This is a genomic window from Mycobacterium bulgaricum, from assembly GCF_041287165.2.
Lineage (GTDB): Bacteria > Actinomycetota > Actinomycetes > Mycobacteriales > Mycobacteriaceae > Mycobacterium > Mycobacterium bulgaricum.
This window is the reverse complement of record NZ_JBGGKV020000002.1, coordinates 531,826-551,438: the sequence shown is the minus strand read 5'-3', so window position 1 is coordinate 551,438 and position 19,613 is coordinate 531,826. Positions and strand designations below refer to the sequence as shown.

The window sequence follows — 19,613 nt, the reverse complement described above, 5'->3', positions numbered from 1 at the left end:
CCCATCGATGCGGACGCTGGGGCTGATCGGCGGCATGAGCTGGGTCAGCACCGCCGAGTATTACCGCCTGCTGAACCAGGCGGTCGCCGAACGCTGCGGTGGATTGCATTCGGCGAAAATCGTTCTGGCATCGGTTGACTTCGCCGAAATCGAAGAACTCAAGCTCGCAGGAAACTGGGGCGCCGTCGCCGAACGGCTCGCACAGGCCGGGGCGCGACTCGAATCGATCGGCGTCGATGCGATCGTCCTGTGCACCAATACGATGCACTACGTCGCGTCCGCCATCGAGGCGTCCGTCACGGTGCCGTTTCTGCACATCGCCGACACCACCGCCAGGGCGGTGGCAGCGTCGGGCGTGACCCGTGTCGGGCTGCTCGCCACCGCGTTCACGATGCAGGAATCGTTCTATGTCGAACGGTTCGCCTCGCACGGCGTCGAGGTCGTCGTCCCCGACGCCGACGACCGTGTGCGGGTCAGTCGCATCATCTACGAAGAGCTGTGCCACAACGTGATTCGTGACGAGTCGCGGGCCTTCTACCGGGACGTTGTCGGGCGGATGGACGCCGACGGAGTCATCCTCGGCTGCACCGAGGTCGAGCTACTGATCGGCCCGGATGACGTCGACGTGCCGGTGTTCCCGACGACGCAGCTGCATGTGGCGGCCGCGGTCGATTTCGCGCTGTCGGGCTAGCGCACCGCGAGGTAGTGATGGCTGATGACGGGCGCGCCGTCGGTGAACTCCTCGACCCTGCGCTCGATGATCAGGTCCTGCTCGGTCAGCCGGGTGTGGTGCTGCTGCATGTGCTCACCCCAGGAGCGCACGAGGAACGTCTCGATGAATGTCGACTCGTGTTCGATGCTGCGGAACACCCGCCACTGCGCCGCTCCGGTGCGCTGGCGGGAGCGGCCCAGCACCCTGATCGCGGCGAGGAACGCCTCTTCGTTCTCGGCCGTCACGCTGTAGGAGGAGATCACCAGGACCGGCCCGTCCAGCGGCGCGGGCTCGAACAGCAACGTCGGCTCGGGCCAGTGCGACGACGGTGTCAGGTCGAGGTTTCCGGTGTTCGCGTGCAGCGGCCACCACAGCGTCGACACCGCGCAGACCAACAGCAGCCCCACGCTGACAAGGAGGCTGGTGACGCTGGAGGTGGTCCCGGCGAGCACACCCCACACGACTGAGCCGATTGCCTGGCCGCCCATGAAGACCAGCTGATACACCGACAACCCGCGGGCGCGCACCCAGGCGGGCAGGCTCAGTTGCATGGACGCGTTGAGCGTCGACAGCGACAACAGCCACGATGTTCCACCGATGACCAGCGCCGCCAGCACCAACCCGAAGTTGTGCACCAGCGCCACCGCCGCGGCAGCGATGGCGAAGCCGATTGCCGAGAACACCAGTAGCGTGTTCTGGCCGAACCAGGACCGCAGCCTGCCCAACCCGAACGCGCCCAGCACGGCGCCCGCGCCGAGCGCGCCGAGCAGGAACCCGTAGCCCGACGACGACAGGTGCAGTTGATCCTTGGCGAACACGGGCAGCAATCCCCACACCGCGCTCGCCGGGACGACGAACAACGCCGCGCGCAGCATGATGCGCCGCACGATGGGCGAGCTGCGGATGAACCGTCCGCCTGCGCTCAGCGCCGACAGGGCCCGCTCGCTCGGGGCGTTCTCCACCGGCGGCCGCCGCCAGACGAACAGCACGACCACGATCCCGATGAACGACACCGCGTTGAGCGCGAACACGATCGTGGGGCCGGTCAACGACACGAGCGCACCGGCGATCGCCGGTCCGATGACACGCGCCAGGTTGATGCTCATGCTGCCCAGCGCGGATGCGGACGGAATCTGTTGTGCCGGAACGAGATCAGGCTGGATCGCCTGCCACGCCGGCATCACCAGCGCCTGCCCGCACCCGATCACGAACAGCAGTGTCAAGAGCACGGCGGGCGTGGTCAGCCCAGCGCCGGTCAGCGACGCCAAAAGCCCCACGCCGGCGGCCATCGCGGCCTGCGTGGCGATGAGCAGCCGGCGCCGGTCGATGAGATCGGCGAGGACACCGGCAGGCAGCGCGAGCAGCATCACCGGCAGCGTGGTGGCCGTCTGCACCAGCGGCACCAGGACCGCGGCGCGCGGATCGCCGACGAGCATCCACTGCGCGCCGACGGTCTGCATCCAGGTGCCGAGGTTGGAGACGAACTGCGCGATCCACAGCATCCGATAGACAGGGGAGCGCAGCGGCGCCCATGTCGAGACCGATGCTGCGGACGTCACTCGGATGCCGACAGACGTTGGGCGACAGCACCGTAGCGTTCAATGCGCTCGGGATCTGCGAGCGCGTTGTAGAGCACCAGGCGGGTCGCGGTGCGGCCATAGCGCTCTCGGAGTGCGTCGGCCAGGCCGTCCCACGTCGACTCCGTCGCGAACGTGGCGATGTGCTCGTCGGTGATCTGCGCCGCCATTGCGGCGAAATCGCCGGCCTTCTGCTTCTCCCGGATGCGGGCCGTCGTGCCCTCGAAACCGGCCTCATCCCAGATGAACGCGTAATTCGGGGTGCTGCCGTAGAAACTCATGCTGGTCCGCACCAGTTCGCGTTCCCTGTGCCGCTCCTCCTCGGTGTCGCCCACGATCGTCATGACGGGAACGATGACCGCGATGTCGTCGATCGAACGGCCGGACTTCTGCGCCCCCTTGGCCAGACCTGGCATCACATGACGGGCGATGTAACCCGGCTCGCCGAGCGGGTGCACGTGCACCCCGTCGGCCACTTCGCCGGCCATCGTCAGCATCCACGGGTTGACTGCCGCGACGTCGACCTTAGGATCCGGCGCGTCGATGGGACCCGGGCTCCATTGCGGGGTGATGAAGTCGAGGTCGTAGAAGTCACCGTGATGGTCGAGCGTGCCGGAGCGGAACGCGGCGAAACACGCCTTGACCGCCAGCACGTAATCGCGCAATCGGGGACCGGGGTGCTCGAACGCGGCGCCGTAGCGTCGGACCACGTGAGTGCGCACCTGCGTGCCGAGGCCGAGACGGAACCGTCCTCCCGTGGCCTCCTGCAGCTCCCACGCCGTCGCAGCCGTTACGAAGGGACTGCGGGGAAACGCGACGGCCACGCCCGTCGACAGGTCGAGCCCGGGCGCTGCCTGCGCCGCGACGGCGGCATTGAGGTAGGCCGTGCGGCCCGTTTCGGTGAACAGCAGGCCGTCAAATCCTGCTGCTCGGCTGCGCTGCGCAAGCTCGCCGATGGATCGCAGTGGCTGCGGGGTCGTCATGACGTCGACGTGCACGATTGGCACCCTACGCCGTGCGTCAGACCCCGGCGGGCACCTTCGCCGCTGCCCGCATCTCCCGCCGTAGCTCCCCGAACTCCGAGATCGTGCGCGTCGCGACCGTCGCCACGGGGCGGGCGTTGCGGCCCGTCGCCTCGGTCTTGCTCACCATCACCACGCTGTCGATGTAGGGCTGGATCGTTGTCGCGTTCTGGACCGTCGCGACGATCACCAGCTGGAAGCCGAACTTGCGGAACGCCTGCAGCGCCTGCTGCGCGAACTGTGGATCGGACTTGGAGAACGCCTCGTCGAGCATCAGCTGTGCGAAAACCGGTCTGTTGTCGGCACTGTCGGGGCTGGCCAGATTGAAGCTCAGTGCCCCCGCGAGGCAGAACGCCATCAGCTTCTCCTGCTCGCCGCCGGAGTTGTCGCCGGCGTTGCTGTGCGTGCGGATCAGCTCCTCGCTGCTGACATCCCACTCCGCGCAGTCGAACGTGAACCGGTTGCGCACATCGAGCGCGTCGCGCGTCCACGCCTTGTCCTCCGGCGCGGTCGACGCGAGCCGGTTGCGCAACCGGAGAATGTCGGCGTACTGATCGAGGATCGCCTGTTTGTCGCCGAGCCCGACCTCGGCGATGCGCCTCGAGATGGCCCGGACGATCTCCGTCAGCTCCGACACCGCCGTCAGGCTTCGCGGGGTGGCCCGCAGCGTCAGCCGGGTGCCGCGGTTGAACTCGACGGCTCCCAAACCGGTGTTGACACGGTCGATCTGGTCGCTGATCCGTCGCGCCTCCTGCTCGGCCACCCGGTGCAGCGTCAGGATCGCGTCCGGTGCCTGCTCGGTGACCAGCCGCATCATCCGCTCATAGGCCTCGGGCAGCTCGCGCTCGTCGATGTGCTTGCACAGCGCGACGTAATCGTGCACGCGCTCGTCGAAGTTCTCCGAGTTGTTCGGGATCGCGTCCGGGAACGTCGTGTCGAACGTGTTGAGGATGCGCGCCAGCTCGTCGTAGGAGCGTCGGCGGCTCTCGCGCAGCTGCTCGCGCTCCTTCTTGATCGAGGAGAACAGCGCATCGCGGTGCGGCTCGGGCTCGAGCAGCTCAAGACTCACCGGGATCTGGCCCGCGTACCTGTCGAGCAACTCGGTCAGCGGCTCCGACACGAATCCCGGCTGGAGCCGCTCGGAGAGCTCCAGCAGCCTCGTCCGTCGGTCGTCGAGGTCGTCGCGCCGAGTCTGGATCGCCCCGCGGCGGGTCATCAGTTTCTGTATCTGCGACCAGCATTCGTCGGCGCGCGCGTTCAGCGCCTCGATGTCGGGGTGATCGGCCAGCAGCAGCTCGTACTGCTCGCGCAACCGGTCGGCGTGGCCGTCGGCGGTCTCGGTGTCGATCTGGCTCCACTGCGGGAACTGCTCGCAGATCGCCTTACACGCCGCCGCGCGGTCACGCCACTGCTGGCGCTGGGCGGCGATGTCGTCGGCGGTGCGGCGCGCCTTCTGGTAGGCCTCCTCGGCCGCGGCCAGATCGACGGTCAGCGCATTGATCTTCGCCGAGACGTCACCCTGGTACAGGTACTCGGACTGCTTGAGCGGACGGCGGTCGTCCTTGATCGCCAGCCGGTCGGAATCCTTGTACAGGCCGGTGTCGGTGACCGCGCGACGGAACCGCACGAACACGTCGGGGGTGTCGACGCAGACGTGGTCACCGGCGGCGGTGACGACGTCGACGGCCTCGGCCGCACACGGATGTGCCGGGTCGACCGCGAACAGCTTGCCCGCCAACGTGTTCGGCTCCGGGTCCACCGGCTCGGCGTTGAGGAATTTGGCTCGCACGTGATGCAGCTGCAGGCGTCCGCGCATGTTCGTCTCGTTGACGAATTGCAGTACCTTCGTCCAGTGCTGGTCGGGGACCATCAACCGCAGGCCGACGCCGCGCAGCACCTTCTCCACGGCCGTGCGCCAGCGCGTCTGGTCCGGCTTGAGGTCCATGAGCTCGGCGACGTAGGGGAGGTCGCCCGCGTCGACACCGACTGCGGCACAGATCTGTTCACGCATGAGGAGTGCGAATTCCGGGAGCGCGGAACCCACATGCTCGACGCGCTTGAGCTCTTTGGCTGCTTCGTCGCGCGTGATTCGGGCGGCCTTCTGCGCGTACTCGGCGTCGGTGGAGGCCTCGCGATGGCGCTCCACTTTCGCAAGCAGCTCGGTCGCCTCGCTCAACAGCTCTTCGCGGAGATTCCAGAAGTAGTCCGCGGTAGCCGGGACGTCGATGCCCTGGGCGGCCAGCGAATCCTCGTAGGCGCCGCGACGGCGCGACACCTGCTCGGCCTCGGTCTCGGCGGCGGTCACCTGCGACTGCAGCGGGCCGATGCTCGCACTGGAACCACTGATCTGGGCGTTGAGCGAATCCGCCTCGGCCTTGGCCAGATTCAGGCTGCGGGTGATGTCCTCGTGCTCGTTGTCGAGCTGGTCGATGGTCGTGTCGAGCTGCGCGATCTGCGTCGGGCACTGCGCCAGCCGGACGTGGTCGGTGTAGGCCCGCACCATCGGCAGGTCGACCAGGTCGATGATGCCCAGGTCGGTCGACTCCGACGCGTAGCGCTGCTGGATCTTCTCGATGTCACCGAGGATCTTGCGCTTCTTCTGCGCGACGGCGAGTAGCTCGCGCGCTTCGACCAGTGGGTCGATCTGCTTGAGCGCCTCCGGCAGCCGGGTCACGCTCTCGGGCTCGTCGAGCATGAACTCCCGGACGAACTGTTCCAGTCCGCCAACACTTTTCAGCGACTTCGCCTTACCGAGCAGCTGCTGGGCCGCGTCGGAGGCGCGGATGCCGATGGTCGCGTAGAGCTGCGCCAGGTACTGCGACTCCACCTTCGTGGTGAAGCGCCAGCCGTGTGATTTCCCGTCGCTTCGCTCGCCCCGGTTGTCTTTGAACACCGCGGTGTCGAATCGCCCTGCCGCCCAACGGTTGCAGACGTCCTCGATGTCGAGGTCGCCGTCGCCCAGGACGAAGCGGCTCGACGAGTCGTTGCGCGATTCACCTGTCAGCCACTTGAGCACCAGGCCCGTCACGGTGCGTCCGGAGTCGCTGGAATAGGTGACCGCCACCGCCGACCACGCGGTGCCTTCGCCGCGCAGGTACATCACCCGGCTGGTGCCGCCGTCGCTGCGCTGACCCCACGCGCCGCGGACGTATTTGTCGACGGTGCGCCGGCCGGCGCTCGATCCGGCGGCGGTGTTGTCGCCGGAGGCATTGAAGTTGCGCCGGTTGAACGGCAGGAAGCCGAGTGAGATCGCGTCCAGCAGTGAGGATTTGCCGCTGCCCGAGCCGCCCGCGATCAGTGCGCCGCCCTCACTGAACGGGATGTCGTGGTAGCCGTCGAACACGCCCCAGTTGATGACCTGCAGCCGCGACAGGTGGAACTGTTCAGTCATCGAGTGGGGTTTCCTCTTCAGGCGTTGCTCCGTTGAGGAGCAGTTCGAACTGCTGCTGCAACTCGCTGATGACGCTGGCCGTCATGACCGCGGAGATCACCGGGCTGATCGTGTAGCTGTCCTCGTCATCGCGGCTCTTGCGCAGGATCTCCAGCCCGGTGAGCCGCGCGATCGCGGCGTCGATGCGGCCGGCGAATGTGACCGCGTCGCGGTCGGTGTCGTTGAGGACACCGGAGAACAGGTTGTGCATCTCCTCGCGACTGATCAGCACGTTCTGGCCGGCCGCAGCGCGCATCATCTGGGCCAGGTGCAGCGCCAGGATGGAGTCGTAGGTGCCGAGCGGTTCACGCCGGAGAAGCTTGATGCCCTTCGCGGATTCGTAGCGGGCCTGTTCGATGAAGGCGACATCCGCGCCGTCCACGATGCGCAGCAACAGGTCCAGCTCGGACAGCCGCGTCGAGAGCTGGCTGCGGTATTCGAGGACCCATGCGTAGATGTCGGCGTCGGTCTCGGCGCTGATGTAGCGGCGGGTCAGCAGATGCTGCAAGGCCCAGCATGCGCGGTCGGGCAACTCGGAGACGTCACCGTCGAAACGCGGCCTGCGCTGATGTGGGGGACGGGCGGTCTGATCGACCTCGGGCAGCGACGAAAAGCCCGAGTAGTCGGTGTCCGACTCGGTAGCGGTCACGAGGCAGCTCCCACGAGAGTGGTGATCGGTTCGGTGAAAAACAAATCGGGGACGGCTATTTCGCGATCCTTCCCGTCGAGGGAACGGAACCGCACGGTCGTCGACTCGGGCTTCGGGTCGTTGGGCTGCTTGAGCGCCCACGACCACAACACGATGACGTGGCCGAGGTACGCGTTGTCGAGCATGTCGACTGCCTGCTGCAGCGACACCGGGCCGCTGCGGACGGCCGCATTGAGCATGTCCGACATGGCGGGTGCGTCGACCTGGGTGGTCAGCGACGCGAACGTCGTCAGGTCCACCTCGCCCTCGGCGGCTGCGGCGGGCTTAGGGCTGGACAGATCGCCGATCTTGAAGCTGAGCGCGCCGACCGAGCTGATGGCGTGCCGGGCGAGTGGCAGTTCGATGTCGAGCCGCGAGTCGATCAGGCTGGACTTCAGCAGATTCCGTGCCGCGCCGATGGCTTCGTTGAGCTGACGCGCGACGCCGCGGCTCTGCTCCAGCGTGCCGAATGCGGTGAACCGCTTGACGCGTTGCGCGCAGCGCTGCTGGATGCGCTCGACCTCATCGATCTGCTGGCCGACGAGTTCGAAGAACCCTGCCATCACCTTGCGCAGCGCCGGGTCGAGTGCTGGCAGCGCATCGGCGACCGCGGCGACGTCGGCCTCGAACTCCGCGCGCTGGTCGGGGTCGTTGATCATGCGCAGGAACGCGCGGTGGCTGTCGCGGCCCTGCGAGTCCCACGCGGCCTGGTAGTCGGCGTACATCTGGCGCTGGCGGTCGCGGTACTCGACATTGCTGTCGATCGGCTCGTCGAGTGCGGCGGTGGCCTGCTCGATCATCGTCCCGTACTGGCCGATGTCGGTGATCAGGCGCTCCATCTGCATGGCGATGGCGCGGGCCTCGTCGTAGGAGTCCGTGACATCGGGGGCGGGACGGTCACCCCTGTCGAGTTCGTCGAGTTCGGCATGCAACTCGGCGATTTCGGCCTCGATGCTCTTACGGATGCGGGCCGGGTCGTTGCCGACCTTGAGGGCGACATGGCGCAGGCGCGAGGCGATGCCGGTGATGGAGCCGCCGGTGGCGATGGTGTCCTGGCGGCGCATGCCGCGCAGGAAGTCGAGGGCGCGCCGTGCGTCCTGGGTCAGGTAGCAGACGTTCTGGTCGCTGCGGGGGTCGACGATGCGGTGCAGCCAGCCCTGGCTGGCCCACGACTTGATCAGCGCGAGCCCGGGCTGCGGGTCGTCGAGGTCTTCGAGATCGCGTTCCAACCGGACGACGAGGGTGCTCTCCGGAATGACGCCGTCTGCGAGGTGCCGTTCCATCAACGTCGCGTACAGGCTGAGGTTGGTGGTCGCGAGCAGCCGGATCGCGCGGGAGCCCTGCAGGTCGCGGTTGAGTTCGAGCAAGTCGACGGCCGACAGGTTTGCGTTGTCGTCCACCGTGCTCCTGATCTTGGTTGCGCTGTGTCGGTCCGGAGGCCCCAACATAGGCCACCGCGGAGACATCGCCGGGCGTCGGCACGGGAGTGTCGCGGGGTTTCCCGGGCGGGCTGTGACGCATGTGACCAGCGGGATTGCAGTGCGTCGTGGGGTTTCGCCGAGCGTGCGTTCAGGGTCGTGGAATGGCGGAAATCACGACCCTGGACGCACGCTCGTGAGCCGCTCGATGACCGCGGCGGCCGTCTCCACGGCGTCGATGTCACCGACGCCCTGGCCGGCGTTGACCGGCGCCACGCGGAAGTCGTCGGCGGCGATCGCCTCGCGCAGTTGGGCGCGGGCCTGCTCGTCGGGGGTGCGCCCGTCCCAGGCCTCGGTGAAGGCGTTGCGGATGACCCGCTCGGGCAGGTGCTCGGGCCAGGGGTAGCCCAGGGCGACATCGAACACGCGGGTGTTCAGCGTGTCGCCGGCGCGCGCGTCGACCAGGACCTGCCGGGCTGCGTCGGACAGCAGCGACTCCCGGCACGCGGCGAACGCCGTCCCGATCCAGGCGCCGGAGGCCCCGGCCGCCAGCACCGCAGCCAGGGCGCGGCCGGAGGCGATGCCGCCGGCGGCGAGGACGGGCACGTCGACCCGGTCGAGGACCGCGGCGAGCAGCGGCAGCGTCGAGACGGCCGGTGTGCCATGCCCGCCGGCTTCCGACCCGCGCGCGACGAGCACCTGTACACCCGCGTCGACGGCGCGCTGCGCCGACTCCAGATCGGCGACCTGTGTCGCTGTGACGCAGCCGGCGTCCCGGGCGCGACCCACCCATTCCCAGTCCTCCCCGAAGCTGACGGCCAGTAGGGCGGGACGCGCCTCCAGTGCGGTGTCGAGAAGGTGGGTGTCCTTCTCGACGACCCATTCGATGAAGCCAATACCGAACGGGCGCTTGATGTCTCCGAGCTGGCGCAGCTGCGCCTTGAGCTGCTCCGCTGATCCCGAACTACCGCTGCCGATCATGCCCAGTCCGCCCGCGCGGCTGACCGCCGCGGCCAGCAAGCCACCTGCGGCGCCGCCCATCGGTGCGTTGACGATCGGCGCGTTCAGATTCATCGCGGCCGACCACCGGGTCGCTATCGTTTCCATCCCACCTCCACGCGGTCATGCCAGGATGAGCCTATGACGGTGGTGTTCGTACACGGCAATCCCGAAACATCGGCCATCTGGGGCCCGCTGACGGCGGTGCTCGGCCGCGACGACGTCGTGCTGCTGTCGCCGCCCGGATTCGGCGCACCGCTGCCCGACGGGTTCGGTGCGACGTTCCTCGAATATCGCGATTGGCTGGAAGGCGAGCTCGAGAAGATCGACGGCCCGATCGATCTGGTCGGCCACGACTGGGGTGGCGGTCACGTCGTCAACGCCGTCATGCACAGGCCCGAACTCGTACGCAGCTGGGTCTGCGATGTCCTGGGCCTGTTCGATGAAGACTACGTCTGGCACGACATGGCCCAGGTGTGGCAGACACCCGGCGCCGGCGAGGAAGCCCTGGACGCGATGATGGCCGGCGGGGTGCCCGGACGGACGGAACTGCTGGTCTCCCTTGGCTTTCCGCCCGATATCGCCGCCGCCGTCGCCGAACATGTCAACGACGACATGCGCACCGCGATCCTGGCGCTGTACCGGTCTGCCGCGCAGCCTGCCATGGCCGAGGCGGGGCGGAACCTGGAGGCGTTGGCGTCCCGGCCCGGCCTGTCGTTGCGCGCCACGGCGGACCCGTATGCCAGGGTCAGCGAGCACCCCGGACGCGCCGCCGACCGCGCCGGAGCACGAACGGAAGTGCTTGAGGGGCTGGGGCATTGGTGGATGCTGGAGGATCCGAAGCGGGGGGCGGAGGCGTTGTCGTCGTTCTGGGAGAAGCTCGGATAGGGCTCGTTGTGACGTTGCGCGGCCCGGCTGTGCGGGTGCTCGGCGGCACCGTCGTCGGACTTCTGGCGACGGGGGTCGCCGTCGGCTTGCTGTTGACGTATCTGTTCGGATCGGTGATCGTGGCATCGCTGGTGAACCTCATCGCCGCCGGGCTGTAGGTGCGGTGAGCGCGCGCATTTGTACGCGACACACCGGGCCGGGACCGGGCAGACACGCGCGCTCGCGGTGCGATGTGACCCGGATCTTCAGATGGCGTACTCGCGCGGGCGGTGCTGGACCGACACCCAGTGGTCGGTGGTGAACTCGTCGATGGCCCACTGGCCGCCGAATCTGCCGATACCCGAACCCTTCTCACCGCCGAAGGCGGTGTTCGCGTCGTCGTTGACGGGGGAGTCGTTGATGTGCGTCATGCCGGCGTTGATCCTCCGCCCGAATCGGACGGCGCGGTCGACATCCCTGCTGAACACCGCCGAGGACAAGCCGTATTCGGTGTCGTTGGCCAGCCGCAGCGCATCCTCTTCACCGTCGGCCTGGATGACCGTGATGACGGGGCCGAACACCTCCTCGCGCGCCGTCGGCGAATCGTTGTCGCCGATCAGCACATGCGGGGGTAGGCACAGGCCCGTCGGTCCGAACGGATCCCCGCCGAGCAGGAGCGCGGCGTCGTCGGCCTGGGCTCGTTGCACCTTGTCGAGAATCCCGTCGAGCTGGGACTGATTGATGACCGGCCCGAGATGCGTTGCCGGGTCGGTCGGATCGCCGACGTGGAGGGCTTTGACCCGATCGAGGAAAAGGTGGAGGAAGTCGTCGTGGATCGTGGCGTCCACGATGATCCGGTTGGCGATCATGCAGATCTGGCCCTGATGGAAGAACGATCCGAACACGCTTGCCTGGACGGCGAGTTCGAGGTCGGCGTCATCGAGGATCACCATCGGCCCGTTGCCGCCCAGTTCGAGCGCCAGCTTCTTGAGCCCCGCCTTCTCGGCGATGCCCTTGCCCACCGGCGTGGATCCGGTGAAGGACACGACCCGCGGCACGGGATGCTCCACGATCGCGTCGCCGATATCCGAGCCCGACCCGACGACCACGGACAGGAGACCGGGCGGGAGACCGGCTTCCTCGAAGATGCGGGCCAGCAGCAGGCCGCCCGTCACGGGGGTGTCGCCGGCCGGTTTGAGGACGACGGCGTTGCCGACTGCCAACGCCGGTGCGACCGAACGGTTGGAGAGCTGCATCGGAAAGTTCCACGGCGAGATCACCGCGACGACACCGACGGGCTCGCGGTACACGCGGCTCTCCTTGCCCGGGATGTCCGAGGGCATGATGCGGCCTTCGACGTGGTGGGGCATGGAGGCTGCCTCCCACATCACCGAACGCACCAGGTTCCACTCCAGCTCGGCTTTGGCCGATGTCCCGCCGGTCTCACGCACGAGCCAGCTGACTATCTCCTCTTTGCGATCGGTCATGACATCGGCCGCTGCACGCATGACCGCAGCCCGCTCCAGCGGCGGCTGAGAAGCCCAATCCTGTTGTGCGGCAACCGCAGCGTCATATGCTACGTCGAGATCGCTCCGGTCTGCCTGAGGCAATTCGGCGAGAGTGTCACCTGTGTAGGGGTTCGTGATCTCCCGCGACTTGCCCGCGGATCCACCGCGCCACCGGCCGCCGATCGGCATGGTGTCGAAATCGGGGTAGGTACTCATCGCGGGGTGACCCCGATCTTGACGTGCGGGCCGTCAGCCTGTGCTTGCCAAGCTTTTTCGGCATCGGCGAGGCGATATCGGGTGGTGTCGACCGTGATGCGTTTCTCGGCCGCCAGGCTCACCAGCTCCTGATAGCCCTGGCGCATCACGCGGGCGGGTAGCAGATTGTTGTTGTGCCCGACGTGCGTCCGCCCCATCAGTTTCGCGAACGGTATCTCGGGCGCACCACCGGCGCCCTGCCCGACGGTGACGAGGGTGGCGCCGACGGCCGAGGCGTCCAGCGCCGCCAGGAAAGGCTGTCCGTAGACCATGTCGACGACGACGTCGTAGCCATTTCTCACTTCGGCCTTCAGCGCGCCGGCATCGTCGTCGCCACCGAGCTCGACGACCGCGTCGGCCCCCAGTTCGCGGGCTCTGTTCAAGCCCTCCTTGCTGCGCCCGGCCCCCACCACGCGGCCGGCTCCGAGAATCTTGGCCGCCTGCACGGCGATGTTCCCGACGACTCCGGTCGCGCCGAGGACGAGGACGGATTGGCCGGCGGAGACGTCGGCGTGGCGGGTGAGCGGCAGCCACGCCGCCAGGCCCGCGATGCCGAGCGCGACGGCGAGGTCGTCTCCTACGGTGTCGGGAACCTCGAACGTTCTGTCGGGATCGAACTGCGCGAGTTCGGCCCAGGACCCGAAGGGCGACATCGGCGAGTTGAAGTACACGCGGGTGCCGTCGACGGTGTATCCGACGCCCTCCTTGCCGACGACGGCGGGCACATCAGGGTCACCCATCTCGCCCGACGCCAGCGCGAGGTCGACGGGGTTGCAGCCGGCGAGGCTCACCTGGACGACGTCACGGGTGGGTTCGTCGAAGTCCTTGACCGTCGGCGGTTGACCCGCTGCTTCCAGTACCGCTGCGCGCATGGCAGACCTCCCGTTCGTAGATGAACGGCGGACTACCCGGGCACGAGGGGCCGAAACTGGCGTGCGCGGAATGACTACAGCTTGGCGACGTCTTGCCGACACTTCTGCGCCAGCTGTTCCTCGCGGGCGTACAGAAGGCCGAAGGTGAAGCCGTTCTCGCCGGGAGTCGTGCCCGCGGATACCCCCAACTGGCGCAGTATCGTGCGGGCCACGACGGTGTCCTGCATGTCGCCGAGAACGCTTTGGATCTGCTTGTAGTGCTTCACCGTTCGCTTGACCTTCCTCTCAGCGCCATCCCGCTGGAGGAGCTCGTGCGCGTAGCGCGCCCGCTTGGCGGCTTTGCGGGCACGGTGCAGCAGCGCGTCGTCGTCGCTCTTCAGGGCGGCACGCAGGCGTTTGTCGGCCTTGTCGGCCGCCTTCCGCGCCGTCGCGCGCAGCGTTTTCACGGTCCCACCGGTCTGGACCGGCGGGGCGGCGCCCCACCGCTGCAACTCCGTGACGAGGTCGAAGTAGCGCGTCGTCTCCATCGCGTCGGACACCCGTTCGCGTGCCGGGGTCTCGACGCCTCTCAGGTCGAGGTTGATCCTCGATCCCACCGGCCCCAGCACCAGCAACTCGGGAATCTCGTCGAGGGCCTCGCGCAACCTCTGCTGTTGAACCTGTACATCACGCACATCGCCGAGCACACCCGCAAACCACTTGAGCTCTTCTTCGAATGCCGGGCCGGCCTCGGGGTCGAGCTGCTTGTTGAAGACGCGCAGCGTGCTGCGGGTGCGCCGAATCGCCACCCGGGTGTCGTGGATGGGGTCGGTGCCGTCACGCAGGCCGCCGAGACCCTCGAGCACAAGGCCGATCTGTTCGGTCAAATACCCGACCAACGGGGACACGTGCTGCGGCGCGCCGTCTTTCTTCGCACGCGGTACGGGGGGAGCAGTCATCGTGGAACTCCTTTCGGGGCATCACTTCGACATGTCGACCGGTGGCGGCTTGCCGGCGGTGATGAGTTCTTCGCCGGTCTCGTAATCGTCGTCGGCGTTGCACGTGAGTACCCCCACGGTGGCTCCGTCAGACTCATACCAGACAGTGAATCCGCCGTCTCGCTCGATCAGCCGACTACGCCCATAGCCGTCTCCCCAAGCGTGGTACTTCACGTCTGTATCGCCGATCGTCGTCCAGAAGCCCGGAACACCAGACCATTTCGCATCTTCACCGGCGGCAGCGGAGCCCGCGACCTCCCCCTGGTCCATGGCGTCGCCCCAGTGTTCGACGGCGAGTGCCCGGCCGGCATCGGCGTTGACGGCGAACGCGACATCGCCGGCAGCCCACACGCCGTCGACCGCAGTCCGCATGTCCGGTCCGACGGGGATGCGCCCGTTCTGCAATGTGATCCCCGCGGCTTCAGCCAGTGCCGCATTGGGTTTGACACCGGTTGCGGCGAGAACAAGGTCGGCTTGGATGGCGGTGCCGTCCTCCAGATGTACCGCTCCGTCACCCACCGACGTGACTCGCGCGTCGCCTGCAAAGCGCGCTCCGGTCGCCTCCACGAGACGCCGCAGCCGCACGCCGGCGTCCTCTCCCAGACGCTTGCGCTGCGGCATCTCCTCCGGGGCGACGAGCGTGACCGAAATACCCCTGATGGCAAGCGATGCGGCGGCCTCACACCCGATGAACCCCGCCCCGATCACAACGGCGGTCTTCGCCGACGTGGCCGCGTCCCGCAGCCGCTTCGCATCGTCGAACGAACGGAGCAGCAGAGCCTTCTCGCCGCCGGGAACGGGCAGTGGTTGCGGGCTCGCACCGCATGCCAGGACGAGCGCGTCGTATTCGTATCGCATGCCACCGGCGGTGACGAGGCGACGACCGACATCGATCGTCTCTACCGGGGTCTGCAGCGTCGTTTCGAACGGGCGGGTGATGTCCATCGGTGCGTCGTCGGTCTCGCCACGAAGGAAATCTTTGCTCAGCGGCGGCCGCTGGTATGGAGGTCGGGTGTCGGCCGTCACGATGCGCACGGGGTGGTCGGCCCTTCGCTCCCGATACGCCTCGGCCGCCGCGACTCCGGCGGGCCCACTGCCGATGATCAGTAATCCTGCGTTGCTCACCTCCCCGGCATACCCGCCCGGCCGCCGGGTATATCTTCACGAAGTGACGGCCACGTCACGCACGTCGGCGCGTCCGCGGCTGCCGGAGCGAGCCGAGCGCCTAGGCCTTTTGAGGCGGGCCGGGTTGGGGTGTGGTCTCGGGCCCGGGCTGCGTCTCGGGCACGTCATCTGGGACGAGGCGCTCGGGAACCTCGGTCGGGGTGAGACGCTCAGGCGTTTCGCTGGGGCTTGTCATGGCGAGGGCGTACCCCGCCATGGTCACGGGAAACCGTGTCTGGCCTGTGTCAGCGCCTCATGCTCGACGACCTCGACCGCCGCGCGGGGTGTCCAATTCTGTTTGAGGTAGTCCACGGGGTTCAGTGCCTTGTCGTAGACCAGCGCAAGCGGGGTCAAAGGTATTGCGCGCCCGCGGATCTGCGGGCGCGGTCGGTGGCCGAAGTTGATCGGGTAAGCAATCGTTTCGTGCGGCTCGGCGGTCAGGACAACGGATACCGCAACGCGGCGATGGCGGTCCCGTTCCAGATGCCGGCGGTGACCTCGCCCGGTCGGACGGCGACGACCTCGCCGCCTTTGTCGAGCACCCTGATGACGATGCGCGACAGCAGGTCGTAACCCGTGTTGCCGTACGTGATTCGGCCGTTGGATTCGTTGAAACGACCGATGACGTCGATGGTGAAGTCGTAGACGAGCGTTGAAATCGCGCCGGCTACGGCCGCCCGGCCGATGTCGGCGAGGTCTGAGGCAACCAGGCCCCGCGCGACCCCATCGCCGATCTCCTCGACGAGGGCGTCGGTACGGCGCATGTTGAGCTCGGAAAGCGACGCGCGAATCGCGTCGTCGATCTCGTCGGGCCGCAAGGACTCGGCGGCGCCCTGCACTGTCACGATGTCGCGCTTGCTGTCCAGCCCCCGGTAGAGGCTGAGCAGCGGATCGGACGCGAACAGGAACAGCGGCGTACGCCCTGCCGGGTCGAGGCGGCCCAACTCGGCCTCAACGGCGTCGGCGACGCGCTTCGCATAGGTCTCCAACAGGACCTTCTTGCCCTCGTCACCGACGAGTCGGCGGACGTGGTCGCGATCGCGGACAGTCGCGCGGTTGGTGGCATCGGCGACGTCGGCGGGATGGTCGCCGAGCAGGGTCATCTCTTCGGCGCGGGACGTGGCCGTTGCCCGCCAGAGATTCCATCCGTTGGCCGACAGCGTCAGCGCATAGGCTTCCTGCGGAGTGGTCACGGCACGCACCAGTTGGCCGATGTCGAAGTACGCCCCGACCTGCGACTGGTTGAGCAACGCATTGGGCAGCACGTACACCTCGTGGAAGTCCTCGGCGATGAAGATGGCGAGGGACCGTGAAAGACGGAGCCAGACATCGGATTCCGCGATCTCCTGCCAGCGCCCGCGCAGACGCTCCGAAACGGCATCGCTGACCCCGCGGTCGCGGACGTCGCGAAGCAGGCGGTCGACTGCGCTCTTGGCGGTCAGCAGATTGTTGTCGCGTTGATCGGGGCCCGGCAGGGTCTCGACGTAGACCGTGATGGCCGTTTCGTGAGGCTCTCCCAGCCGCCGCAGATCGTCGGTATCGGGAAGTTGATATCGCGTCACCACTCACTCCTTTGTGTCCGGTGTGCCCTCCACCGTAGGAGCGGAATCTGAGAGCGCCCTGAGTGAATGGCATCAGTACAGCCAGATGAGTTGCATGCGTGCGTATTTCGCTGCCAGGAGAAAGGGGCCGGCATGCGGGCGGCTCAGCGAGGACCGTAGGCGGCGAGAAACACGCGCACACCCGACCGGGCATGCGCGTCGACATCGAGGTCCGACAGTGTCTCGGGGCCACCGAAGAACAGAGCCTTGTCGATCGACTTGCCGACGACGAGAAACGCGAAATGCTCTGCTGCCGTGCGCGGATCATCTGCGGCGAGTAGGCCGCGGTCGGCGAGTCGGCCAAACGTCTCGTCAAGTACCCGCAGTGTCTCCGCGGGGGCGTGGTCGTAGTAAAGCGCCGCCAGGTCTGGCACCGCCGCAGCCTCGGCAATGACAAGTCGGCGGAGTTGGACGACAGACTCGGAGAGGACAGACCGCAGATATGTGGTGGCCAACGCGATCAGGTCTTGCTCCAAAGTGGTTGTCTCGGCAAGTGCGGCAACGTGTTCGACGAAAGGTTTGACCGCTTCGTCGACCACTTCGGAAACGATCGCCGAGAGTAGTTCACGCTTGTCCCCGAAGTGCTTGTACACGGTCTGCTTGGACACCGCCGCAGCCGCGGCGATCTGATCGACGCTGGTGCCCTTGTATCCATGGGCCAGGAACAGGTACTGGCCGGCAGACAGAATCGCTTCGCGTTTCCGCAGCGAACGCGTCGGCAGTGCGACCTCCATGTGCCTCCTTCAGGTACTGGACAGTCTAGTTTGCGTACCAGTACTGTACGGTCTAGTTCACGTGCCAATCAGGGAGATGCCATGGCCGACGCCGACTGCCCGCCACTCGATGTGCGAATCACCAAGTCGCTGCTCGGTTATGGCGTCATCGCCGGACCGATCTATCTGATCGTGGCAGCTGCACAAATGGTCACACGCGACGGGTATGACCCCACTCGCCACGCCGTCAGCCAGCTCGTCAACGGCCCTTGCGGATGGGTTCAGGTTGCGAACTTCGTCGTGGTCGGCGCGATGACGATCGCGGGGGCGGTCGGCATCGGTCGCGCGCTGCCGCCAAGTCGCCCGGCGACATGGTCGGCGGCGCTGCTGGCCGGTTACGGCATCGGACTGGTGGCCGCGGGCATCTTTCGAGCCGACCCGTCGGACGGCTTTCCGCCAGGAACCCCGCCGGGCGTGGGTACGCCGAGTTGGCATGGCGTGGCGCATTTCCTGGTCGCGGGAGTGGGCTTTGCGTGCTTCGCGGCGGCGGGCTTGACGGTGGGTGCGGTGTTCGCGCGCTCGGGTGCGAACGGGTGGGCGTGGTTTTCGCGCGTCGTGTCCGTCGCTTTCGCTGCCGGCTTCGGGGCGCTGGCCACTGGAACTCTGGGTGCACCCGCTGTGCTCGGCTTCACCGCGGCGGTCGTACTGGCATGGGCGTGGCTGACAGCGCTGTCAGCCAAACTCTACAAAGAGGTCGGGATGGCTCAGAGCAGCGTGTCCAGCACGCCCAGGGCGTCGTCCACCTCGGCGTCGGTGGTGGCCCACGAGCACACGAACCGCACCACCGGCTCGCCGAGGTCCGGCTGATGCACCATGTACGACTCCGCGAACCGCGTGTGCACGTCCGCGTCGAGCTTGACGAACACCTCGTTGGATTCGGCGGGGGAGGCCAGCTGCAAGCCCAGCGAGTCCAGTCCGGCGCTCAGTCTTCGGGCCATCGCGTTGGCATTCGCGGCGTTGTGCAGCCACAGTTCGTCGGTGAACAGCGCGGTGAACTGCGCTGCGATGAACCGGTGTTTGCTCGCAAGATGACCGATCTGCTTCTGCACGAAGCGAATTCCGTCGAAGTGCTCGGGCCGCCGAACCAGGATGGCATCGCCGAACAGCATGCCGTTCTTGGTGCCGCCGACACTGACGATGTCGGCGTCGGCGATGGCCTCCAGGGGTGAGACCCCGAGTGCGGCAACCGCATTGGCGACGCGAGCGCCGTCGACGTGGACGAGGAGGCCGAGAGTGTGCGCGCGGTCGACGAACTCGCGGAGCGCTTCGGCCGTCCACACCCGGCCGCTCTCCGTCGACTGCGTGATCGACACGATGCGGGGTTGTGAATGGTGCACAGCCTTACGGCCCAGCACTCTGCGTTCGAGCTCGTCGGGGGCGATCAGTCCGTCGGTGCTCGGCAACCGCGTCAGCTGAGCGCCGGACAGTCGCACCGGCCCGCCCGCCTCGTCGACCAGGACGTGCGCAACGTCGCTGCAGAAGATCTCGTCCCACGGCCTCGCCGCCGCTGCCAGCGAGATGATGTTGGCCGCGGTACCGGTGAACGTGAACAGCACATCGGCGTCCGGGGAGTCAAAAGCCTGCTTCAGTGCAGCCGACGCCTCCGCGGTGACCTCGTCGTCGCCGTAGGACGGGGCGGACCCGTCGTTGGCGCGGTGCAGGGCCTCGAGGACCTTCGGATGCGCCGGTGCGGCGTTGTCCGAAGCGAATGCTGTGGACGGCACCGTTCCATTCTGCGCCGAGTGAGAAG

At 67.4% G+C, this 19,613-nt stretch carries 18 protein-coding genes; 4 read left to right on the top strand and 14 right to left on the bottom strand.

Annotation, left to right across the window (positions count from 1 at the left end; all coding sequences use genetic code 11):
* Positions 1–7: 7 nt before the first annotated feature.
* Positions 8–691 carry an aspartate/glutamate racemase family protein gene (locus ACAG24_RS09190; protein WP_370472142.1) on the top strand — a complete coding sequence of 228 codons (684 nt, stop codon included), beginning with the start codon at positions 8–10 and terminating at the stop codon, positions 689–691.
* On the opposite strand, the gene ACAG24_RS09185 is transcribed toward ACAG24_RS09190, so the two are convergent.
* The 6 genes from ACAG24_RS09185 to ACAG24_RS09160 form a co-directional block, all read right to left on the bottom strand.
* The gene (locus tag ACAG24_RS09185) at positions 688–2,271 is read right to left on the bottom strand and encodes an MFS transporter (protein ID WP_370472143.1); all 1,584 of its coding nucleotides are present in this window, start codon (positions 2,269–2,271) and stop codon (positions 688–690) included. The genes ACAG24_RS09190 and ACAG24_RS09185 overlap by 4 nt on opposite strands.
* Positions 2,268–3,287, bottom strand: a complete 1,020-nt coding sequence (locus ACAG24_RS09180) for a TIGR03617 family F420-dependent LLM class oxidoreductase (RefSeq protein WP_370472144.1) — start codon at positions 3,285–3,287, stop codon at positions 2,268–2,270. The genes ACAG24_RS09185 and ACAG24_RS09180 overlap by 4 nt, the downstream gene beginning before the upstream one ends.
* Positions 3,288–3,309: 22 nt before the next feature.
* Complete coding sequence (locus ACAG24_RS09175; RefSeq protein ID WP_370472145.1) at positions 3,310–6,702, bottom strand: ATP-binding protein; 3,393 nt, start codon at positions 6,700–6,702, stop codon at positions 3,310–3,312.
* Positions 6,695–7,390, bottom strand: a complete 696-nt coding sequence (locus ACAG24_RS09170) for a DUF4194 domain-containing protein (protein ID WP_370472146.1) — start codon at positions 7,388–7,390, stop codon at positions 6,695–6,697. Before ACAG24_RS09170 ends, ACAG24_RS09175 begins: the two co-directional genes overlap by 8 nt.
* The gene (locus ACAG24_RS09165; RefSeq protein ID WP_370472147.1) at positions 7,387–8,877 is read right to left on the bottom strand and encodes a DUF3375 domain-containing protein; all 1,491 of its coding nucleotides are present in this window, start codon (positions 8,875–8,877) and stop codon (positions 7,387–7,389) included. Before ACAG24_RS09165 ends, ACAG24_RS09170 begins: the two co-directional genes overlap by 4 nt.
* 144 nt (positions 8,878–9,021) lie before the next feature.
* Positions 9,022–9,954 carry an NAD(P)H-dependent flavin oxidoreductase gene (locus ACAG24_RS09160; RefSeq protein ID WP_370472148.1) on the bottom strand — a complete coding sequence of 311 codons (933 nt, stop codon included), beginning with the start codon at positions 9,952–9,954 and terminating at the stop codon, positions 9,022–9,024.
* 33 nt (positions 9,955–9,987) lie between these two features.
* Here ACAG24_RS09160 and ACAG24_RS09155 point away from each other — a divergent pair, with 33 nt between their 5' ends.
* Both ACAG24_RS09155 and ACAG24_RS09150 read left to right on the top strand, forming a co-directional pair.
* Positions 9,988–10,734, top strand: a complete 747-nt coding sequence (locus ACAG24_RS09155; protein WP_370472149.1) for an alpha/beta fold hydrolase — start codon at positions 9,988–9,990, stop codon at positions 10,732–10,734.
* Between the two features lie 8 nt (positions 10,735–10,742).
* Positions 10,743–10,892 (top strand): hypothetical protein, encoded by a 150-nt coding sequence (locus tag ACAG24_RS09150; protein ID WP_370472150.1) that lies wholly within the window; start codon positions 10,743–10,745, stop codon positions 10,890–10,892.
* Between the two features lie 87 nt (positions 10,893–10,979).
* On the opposite strand, the gene ACAG24_RS09145 is transcribed toward ACAG24_RS09150, so the two are convergent.
* From ACAG24_RS09145 to ACAG24_RS09115, 7 genes are all read right to left on the bottom strand, one after another.
* Positions 10,980–12,437, bottom strand: a complete 1,458-nt coding sequence (locus tag ACAG24_RS09145) for an aldehyde dehydrogenase family protein (protein ID WP_370472151.1) — start codon at positions 12,435–12,437, stop codon at positions 10,980–10,982.
* Positions 12,434–13,348: a quinone oxidoreductase family protein gene (locus tag ACAG24_RS09140; RefSeq protein WP_370472152.1), complete on the bottom strand. Its 915-nt coding sequence runs from the start codon at positions 13,346–13,348 to the stop codon at positions 12,434–12,436. Before ACAG24_RS09140 ends, ACAG24_RS09145 begins: the two co-directional genes overlap by 4 nt.
* Positions 13,349–13,422: 74 nt before the next feature.
* Positions 13,423–14,286 carry a CHAD domain-containing protein gene (locus tag ACAG24_RS09135; RefSeq protein WP_370472153.1) on the bottom strand — a complete coding sequence of 288 codons (864 nt, stop codon included), beginning with the start codon at positions 14,284–14,286 and terminating at the stop codon, positions 13,423–13,425.
* A gap of 21 nt (positions 14,287–14,307) precedes the next feature.
* The gene (locus ACAG24_RS09130) at positions 14,308–15,450 is read right to left on the bottom strand and encodes an NAD(P)/FAD-dependent oxidoreductase (RefSeq protein WP_370472154.1); all 1,143 of its coding nucleotides are present in this window, start codon (positions 15,448–15,450) and stop codon (positions 14,308–14,310) included.
* Positions 15,451–15,708: 258 nt separating this feature from the next.
* Complete coding sequence (locus ACAG24_RS09125) at positions 15,709–15,843, bottom strand: hypothetical protein (protein ID WP_370472155.1); 135 nt, start codon at positions 15,841–15,843, stop codon at positions 15,709–15,711.
* 83 nt (positions 15,844–15,926) lie between these two features.
* On the bottom strand, positions 15,927–17,051 hold the full coding sequence (locus ACAG24_RS09120) for a baeRF11 domain-containing protein (RefSeq protein WP_370472156.1): 1,125 nt from the start codon (positions 17,049–17,051) through the stop codon (positions 15,927–15,929).
* A gap of 143 nt (positions 17,052–17,194) precedes the next feature.
* A complete protein-coding gene (locus ACAG24_RS09115; RefSeq protein ID WP_370472157.1) occupies positions 17,195–17,824 on the bottom strand; it encodes a TetR/AcrR family transcriptional regulator in 630 nt (209 codons plus the stop codon).
* An 81-nt stretch (positions 17,825–17,905) separates the two neighbouring features.
* Here ACAG24_RS09115 and ACAG24_RS09110 point away from each other — a divergent pair, with 81 nt between their 5' ends.
* Positions 17,906–18,670: a DUF998 domain-containing protein gene (locus tag ACAG24_RS09110; RefSeq protein WP_370472158.1), complete on the top strand. Its 765-nt coding sequence runs from the start codon at positions 17,906–17,908 to the stop codon at positions 18,668–18,670.
* Here the strand turns inward: ACAG24_RS09110 and ACAG24_RS09105 are convergent.
* Positions 18,568–19,587, bottom strand: coding sequence for a threonine aldolase family protein (locus ACAG24_RS09105; protein ID WP_370472159.1), 1,020 nt, complete (start codon positions 19,585–19,587; stop codon positions 18,568–18,570). The genes ACAG24_RS09110 and ACAG24_RS09105 overlap by 103 nt on opposite strands.
* Between the last annotated feature and the right edge of the window lie 26 nt (positions 19,588–19,613).

Excerpts from the sequence above, each read along its gene's own strand:
- ACAG24_RS09175 (WP_370472145.1), bottom strand. The coding sequence starts at position 6,702 with ATGACTGAACAGTTCCACCTGTCGCGGCTGCAGGTCATCAACTGGGGC.
- ACAG24_RS09155 (WP_370472149.1), top strand. The coding sequence starts at position 9,988 with ATGACGGTGGTGTTCGTACACGGCAATCCCGAAACATCGGCCATCTGG.
- ACAG24_RS09160 (WP_370472148.1), bottom strand. The coding sequence starts at position 9,954 with ATGGAAACGATAGCGACCCGGTGGTCGGCCGCGATGAATCTGAACGCG.
- ACAG24_RS09145 (WP_370472151.1), bottom strand. The coding sequence starts at position 12,437 with ATGAGTACCTACCCCGATTTCGACACCATGCCGATCGGCGGCCGGTGG.
- ACAG24_RS09140 (WP_370472152.1), bottom strand. The coding sequence starts at position 13,348 with ATGCGCGCAGCGGTACTGGAAGCAGCGGGTCAACCGCCGACGGTCAAG.
- ACAG24_RS09190 (WP_370472142.1), top strand. The coding sequence starts at position 8 with ATGCGGACGCTGGGGCTGATCGGCGGCATGAGCTGGGTCAGCACCGCC.
- ACAG24_RS09135 (WP_370472153.1), bottom strand. The coding sequence starts at position 14,286 with ATGACTGCTCCCCCCGTACCGCGTGCGAAGAAAGACGGCGCGCCGCAG.
- ACAG24_RS09110 (WP_370472158.1), top strand. The coding sequence starts at position 17,906 with ATGGCCGACGCCGACTGCCCGCCACTCGATGTGCGAATCACCAAGTCG.
- ACAG24_RS09165 (WP_370472147.1), bottom strand. The coding sequence starts at position 8,877 with ATGTTGGGGCCTCCGGACCGACACAGCGCAACCAAGATCAGGAGCACG.
- ACAG24_RS09115 (WP_370472157.1), bottom strand. The coding sequence starts at position 17,824 with ATGGAGGTCGCACTGCCGACGCGTTCGCTGCGGAAACGCGAAGCGATT.